The organism is Streptomyces sp. NPDC024555, assembly GCF_055559335.1.
Genome location: NZ_JBVHKV010000041.1, coordinates 1 through 6270, shown reverse-complemented (window position 1 = coordinate 6270; position 6270 = coordinate 1). Strand labels below are relative to the sequence as shown.

Here is a 6270-nt window from a genome sequence, read left to right as displayed (position 1 = left end):
CTGCCCCGGACGACGCACGACCGGCTCTGCTCCCAGCCCCAGCCGTCCCCGTCCGGATCCGACGCCGCACCGTTCACGCAGTACGGATAGCCGTTCGGCGCCGTACCGCTTCCCGATCCGCCGTCGGCGCCGCTGCCCCGGACGACGCACGACCGGCTCTGCTCCCAGCCCCAGCCGTCCCCGTCCGGATCCGACGCCGCACCGTTCACGCAGTACGGATAGCCGTTGGGTGCCGTGCCGCCCTCCTCGCCGCCGGGGTTTCCGCTCCCGCCGCCGTAGACGGTCGCGGGCTCGGAGGTGGCGGCGATGCCGTCGGCACCGTCGAAGAAGCGCCGGCCCCAGCCGGTCAGGGAGTTCGCGTCGAAGCCGTTGACCATGTCGAGGTATTCGACACCGCTGCCGTTGCCGCTCCAGGACCAGCCGAGGTAGCCGATGCCCAGGGACCGGGTGGTCGCCATGATGGCGTCCTCGTCCGGGTTCCCGTCGCTGTGCTGGTCGCCGAACTCACCGACGACAATGGGGAGTTTCGCCGCGACGAAGTGATTGAGATAGTCCTGGACCTCGGCCGCCGTGTCGTACACGCCGTACATGTGGATCGAGAAGATGGTGTTGCGGTCGGGGTCGGAGGCGAAGACCGAGGCCGCGTTGGAGCGCATGGTGCCGGACCAGTCCTGGCCCCAGTTGGGCGCGTCGACCATGAGGGCGTGGGTGAGGCCGGCGGCGCGCAGCCTGCCGATCGCGCTCTTGGTGGCGTCCGTCCACGCCGTGTAGTCCGTGTTGCCGAAGGGCTCGTTGCCGATGTTGACGACGACGTAGTCCTCCTGTCCCTGGAGGACGCTCTTCAGACCGATCCAGTAGTCGGCGGCCTTGTCGAGGGTGGTGGCGGCGCCGTCCTCGCCGTAGCCGGTGGTGTCGTGCACCTCCAGCACGCAGATGACCTTGTTCGCCTTGCACTGGCCGATGATGCCGCTGACCTCGGACGCGCTCGTACGGGTCCACCGGTCGCCGCTGCCCAGCACGACCCGGACGGTGTTGGCGCCCTTGGCCGCGATGTCGGCGATGGCGGTGGTGCGCTCCGGGTACCAGGCGTAGGCGTGGTTGACGCCGCGCATGACGAAGTCGTTCCCGTTCGCCTCGACCACGCGGCCGTCGCTGACCCGGATTCCGGTGGGGGCGGCGGCGGCCTCGCCGACGGCGGGGCCGGTGACGGAGGCCAGGAGGCCCAGGGCGGCGGCGCAGGCCAGACCGGCCGTGGTGATCAGGGAGTTTCTCGGCTTTCGCATCTCTCTCCTCGGGTGCGCAGGGGGTGGGACGGGCTCGGGCCGGGCGGCTCCAGGGAGTGGGCCACCCGTCCATGACAACGATGTCCAAGCTCCATGACAACGATGTCCAAGCGCGGCTCCGCGTGGTGGGGGCATGCCGGACGAGCACCGTGACCGACCGGCGGGGTGGTGCCGGGGGCAGGCTTCGCAGACGTCATGGGTGTGGGGGTGAACACCGGACAACCGTCGTGGGACGGCGGCGACTTCGGCCCGGTGCGCGTCTCCCGGCCCGTCGCACCACCATGAGGCACCGGCTGTCACATCCCTGTCAATAGTCGGTTAGCAATTCGTTCACGCGCCAGAAGATCACGCTTTTAACTAAACCGCTAAACCTGCTGGCCAGCCATGAAGAGCAGTCGCTACATGCGTTCTGCCAGCACAGAAGCCATGTTTCCCCGTGATTGACAGTCGCGCCCCAGGCCCCTACTTTCCCGTTAATAAACCGGTACAGGAGTGGAGTCCAGCTCAGCCGGACACATACTCCCGCGGCCCTTCGAGGACTTCCCGGACCATCACCGCACCGGCACCGGCAGCGGCCCATCCGTCTTCCGGGGAGGTCAGGGGCGCGCCGCGCGGCGGGCCGAGCGCGGCCGGTACTCGACGAGCGTGAGGGCCAGTGAGACGTACCGCTCCACCAGTTCATCCACGGTCAGCGGGCCGTCGGGCCGGTACCACTGGGCGATGGCGTTGCACATGGCGATGACCGCGCGCCGCGCGTCGTCCGGGTAGGGGGTGAGGAAGACGCCCTCCGCGATGCCGCGTTCGACGATGCCCCGGAAGCGGCTCGTCCCCCGCTCCTCGTTCTCGCGGTACCGCGCGAGGTGCTCCGGCTCCAGGCTGCGGCCCTCGCTGAGCACGATGTTGCTCTGGGCCGGGTGGCCCGCCCGGAACCGCACGGTGGCGGAGACGATGGCCTCCAGCTGCTCGGCCGGGTCGTCGCCCGCCGCCGACAGGGCCGCCTCGCATTCGGCGGCGAACGCCTCGACCCCTTCCTCCAGGATCGCGACGAGCACCTCCTGCTTGCCCTTGTAGTAGTAGTACAGGGCGGAGAGGCTGACGCCGGCGCGCTGCGCGATGTCCCTGATCGAGGTGGCTCCGTACCCCTTGTCCGAGAACTCCGCACGCGCGGCGTCGATGATGGCCTTGTGGCCGGCAGGTGCAGGTCGGCTGGACACTCCGCTCCGATCTCTGGTGGCGACCGCCGCCGGCGGAGACGGCCGGCCCGGCGAACGGCCCCATGGGCAACGCGCCCGGACGACCCTTGCGCGCCGCCTCACACATGATTAACGTTCGATCAATTCTACCCCCCGAATCCCGTTCGGCACCGGGGACCGCGCGACGCGGGGGGCGCGTCCGAGGCTAGCTTATCGATCGTTCAGTCAGGTACCGTGCGAGACGACATCACGGCGCGCCCTCCAGGTCTCGACCGGGCCGATTACGGACCGGCCGCGTCCGGGACCCCGAGGTACCGCCCCTGCCCCTGGAGCCCGCATGCCGCACTCCGCCGCCGCACTGGCCCGCTGGGCCACGGCGCTGGCCCCCACCCCCGACGACCTCGCCCTGGCCGACCGGTCGCTGCGGGACACCCTCGCCGTGACGCTCGCCGCGCGCGGCCACGCGCTCGAACGGCTCACGGAGGGGCTGCCCGAGGCCGCCCGCTGGGCGGCTCTCGGGCATGTGCTCGACTTCGACGACCTGCATCTGCCGTCCACGGCCCACATCAGCGTGGTCTGCGTGCCCGCGGTCCTGGCCACCGGCGGCGGCGCCCGCGCCTATCTCGCCGCGGCGGGGGTGATGGCGCGGATCGGCACCGCGCTCGGCTGGCGTCACTACACCAGCGGCTGGCACGCCACCTGTACCGCGGGCGCCCCGGCGGCGGCCGTGGGAGCCGGGCTGGCCCTCGGGCTGGACGCCGAGGGGCTCGCCCGCGCGATGGCCCTGGCACTGCCGGCCGCCGGCGGAGTGCAGCGGGCCTTCGGCACCGACACCAAGGCGCTCCAGGTCGGCTTCGCCACCGACGCGGGCGTGCGTGCCGCGCGTCTGGCCGCGGCGGGGGCGAGCGCGGATCCCGAGGCGTTCGACGACTGGCTCGCCCTGCTCGGCGGCGACCCGGACGCGCTGGACACCGACCCGGCCGCACCCGCCGTGCCGGACGGTCTCGCCGTGAAGGTCTTCCCCTGCTGCTACGCGATGCAGCGCCCCGTCGGAGCCGTACGGTCGCTGCTCGAACGGGCGCCCGTCGATCCCGCGCGGATCACGGACATCGTCGTGCACACCCCCGGGGCCGCCGTCCATCCACTGATCCACTCCCGGCCCCGCACCGGTCTCGAAGGCAAGTTCAGCCTGGAGTACGCCGTCGCCGCCGCGCTGCTCGACGGGCATCCGGGCTTCGCCTCCTTCACCGACGACGAGGTGAACCGGCCCGCCGCCCGACGCCTCGTGGAGCTGGTCCGCACCGTGACCGCGCCCGGCGGGAGCGGTCTGCTCACCGGCGAGACGCGCGTGGAGATCACGACCGACGACGGCCGGGTCCACCGGGCCTCGCTCACGCTTCCCCCCGGCGCGCCCGGACGCCCCCCGACCGACCGGGAGTTCGCGGCCAAGACCGCCGACTGCGGCCCCGACGTACCCGCGCTGCTCGCCCGCCCGGACTGGGCACGCGCACCGGAGATCCTGCGCACCGCGTTCCCCGCCCCCGGCCCCCTGGACCCGTCATGAACAGTCTTCCGCTCGACGGCATCACCGTCGTCAGCCTCGAACAGGCCGTCGCCGCGCCCTTCGCCACCCGGCAGCTCGCCGATCTCGGCGCCCGTGTCGTCAAGGTGGAGCGCCCGGGGGCCGGCGACTTCGCCCGCGGCTACGACGAGTCCGTGCACGGGCAGTCGAGCTACTTCGTGTGGCTGAACCGCTCCAAGGAATCCGTCACCCTGGACATCAAGACGCCGGGCGGGCGGGAGGTGCTGGGCCGGCTGCTGGACGGGGCCGACGTCTTCGTGCAGAACCTCGCCCCCGGCGCGGCCCGCAGGCTCGGCCTGGGCGCCGACGCCCTGGCGGTCAGCCACCCCGGCCTCGTCGTCTGCGACATCTCCGGCTACGGCAACGACGGCCCCTGGGCCGGGCGCAAGGCGTACGACCTGCTCGTCCAGTGCGAGACCGGCGTCGTCTCGCTCACCGGATCACCCGAGGAGCCCGCGAAGGTGGGCATCTCCATCGCCGACATCGCCGCCGGCATGTACGCGTACTCGGGCGTCCTCGCCGCCCTGTACGAACGGCGCGCCACGGGTGCGGCCCGGCCGGTGGAGGTCTCGCTCTTCGAGGCGCTGTCCGAGTGGATGGGCTCGCCGATGCACTACACGGCGTACGTGGGCACCCAGCCGGAGCGGGTGGGCGCCCAGCACGCGACGATCGCCCCCTACGGCCCGTACGAGACGGCCGACGGGCGGACGGTCCTGCTCGCCGTCCAGAACGCGCGCGAATGGGCCTCCTTCTGCGCGGTGTTCCTGGACGACGCGGGGCTCGCGGAGGACCGGCGCTTCCACCGCAACTCCGCCCGTGTCGCCCACCGCGCCGAGCTCAACGCGATCGTCGCCGCGCGCTTCGCCGAGCTCGGGGCCGAGGAGGCGGTGGAGCTCCTGGACGCGGCGAAGGTGGCCAACGCCCGGCTGCGCACGGTCGGCGAGTTCCTGGACCATCCGGTGCTCGCGGGCCGCGACCGCTGGCGGGACGTCGACACACCGGGCGGTCCGGTGCGGGCGCTCCTGCCCCCGGCCACGCCCCGGGGGCTCGTCCCGCGCATGGGGCCCGTGCCCGCCGTCGGTGAGCACACCGATTCCGTCCTGCGCGGCCTCGGCTACGACGAGGCCGCCGTCTCCGTTCTTCGCGCCGACGGCGCGGTCTGACCCGCCACCGCACAGGGAGCATCGCCCATGACCGAGACAGCGCCGCACACCGCCGCGTACGAGCAGATCGCCTACGAGGTCGCGGACCGCGTCGCGACCGTCACCCTGAACCGGCCCGAGGCCCGCAACGGCTTCACCAAGCCGATGGCCCTGGAGATCGCCGACGCACTGCGCCGCGCCGACGCCGATCCGGCGGTACGGGTCGTCGTCCTCACCGGCGCGGGCCGGGACTTCTGCGTCGGCGCCGACCTCTCCGGGGGCGACGGCACGTCCCGGGGCTTCTCGGCGGCCGGGGACACCGAGGCCGCCGCGCAGTACGCGGCCGGGACCTACCAGGAACCGGCCGGTCTCGTCACCCGGGTCCTGTACGCGCTGGACAAGCCGGTGATCGCGGCCGTGCGCGGTGCGGCGGTGGGCGTCGGTTCGACGATGCTGCTGCCGGCCGACTTCCGGCTGGCCGCCGACGACGCGCGGTTCGGCTTCCCGTTCAGCCGGCGCGGCATCGTGCCCGAGGGCGGGTCCGCCTGGTTCCTGCCCCGGATCGTGGGCATGACCGCGACGATGGACTGGCTGGTGTCGGGCCGGATCGTCCCGGCCGACGAGGCGCTGCGCGCGGGGCTCGTGACGCGTCTGCACCCGGCCGACGAGGTGCTGGACGCCGCGTACGCCCTGGCCCGCGAACTGGCTGCGCGGACGGCGCCGGTCTCGGTGGCCGTCATCCGGCAGCTGGTGCACCGCATGGCGTGGGCGGACTCGCCCGAGGAGGTCCACCGGCTCGATTCCCGGCTGGTGTACGACACCGTGCGCGGCGCCGACGCCGAGGAGGGCGTGCTGTCCTTCTTCGAGAAGCGGGATCCGCGGTTCCCCGGCCGGGTGCCCCAGGACCTTCCCGGCTATCTGCCGTGGGTGGACCGCTGAGCCCGTTCGGCGGGGGGGGGGGGGGGGGGGGGGCCCCCCCGGGGGGGGGGGGGCCCCGGGCCCCCCCCCCCCCCGCGGGGGGGGGGGCCCCCCCCCGGGGGGGGGGCCGCCCCCCCCCCCCCCCCCAAACC

Annotated in this window: 5 protein-coding genes; 3 read left to right on the top strand and 2 right to left on the bottom strand. The window is 73.3% G+C overall.

The genetic code is table 11. From position 1 onward, the window contains the following. Both ACZ4FH_RS36800 and ACZ4FH_RS36795 read right to left on the bottom strand, forming a co-directional pair. Positions 1-1283, bottom strand: a 1283-nt coding sequence (locus ACZ4FH_RS36800) for a cellulase family glycosylhydrolase (protein ID WP_467310489.1), incomplete at its 3' end; no start/stop codon positions are given. Between the two features lie 596 nt (positions 1284-1879). Then, positions 1880-2497: a TetR/AcrR family transcriptional regulator gene (locus tag ACZ4FH_RS36795; protein WP_467310487.1), complete on the bottom strand. Its 618-nt coding sequence runs from the start codon at positions 2495-2497 to the stop codon at positions 1880-1882. Positions 2498-2813: 316 nt separating this feature from the next. Between ACZ4FH_RS36795 and ACZ4FH_RS36790 the strand changes: the two genes are divergently transcribed. The 3 genes from ACZ4FH_RS36790 to ACZ4FH_RS36780 are packed head-to-tail and all read left to right on the top strand — an operon-like array spanning position 2814 to position 6139. Continuing rightward, a complete protein-coding gene (locus tag ACZ4FH_RS36790) occupies positions 2814-4040 on the top strand; it encodes an MmgE/PrpD family protein (protein WP_467310485.1) in 1227 nt (408 codons plus the stop codon). Next, complete coding sequence (locus tag ACZ4FH_RS36785; RefSeq protein WP_467310484.1) at positions 4037-5221, top strand: CaiB/BaiF CoA transferase family protein; 1185 nt, start codon at positions 4037-4039, stop codon at positions 5219-5221. Before ACZ4FH_RS36790 ends, ACZ4FH_RS36785 begins: the two co-directional genes overlap by 4 nt. A gap of 27 nt (positions 5222-5248) precedes the next feature. Then, positions 5249-6139 (top strand): enoyl-CoA hydratase-related protein, encoded by an 891-nt coding sequence (locus tag ACZ4FH_RS36780; protein ID WP_467310482.1) that lies wholly within the window; start codon positions 5249-5251, stop codon positions 6137-6139. The last annotated feature ends 131 nt before the right edge of the window (positions 6140-6270 follow it).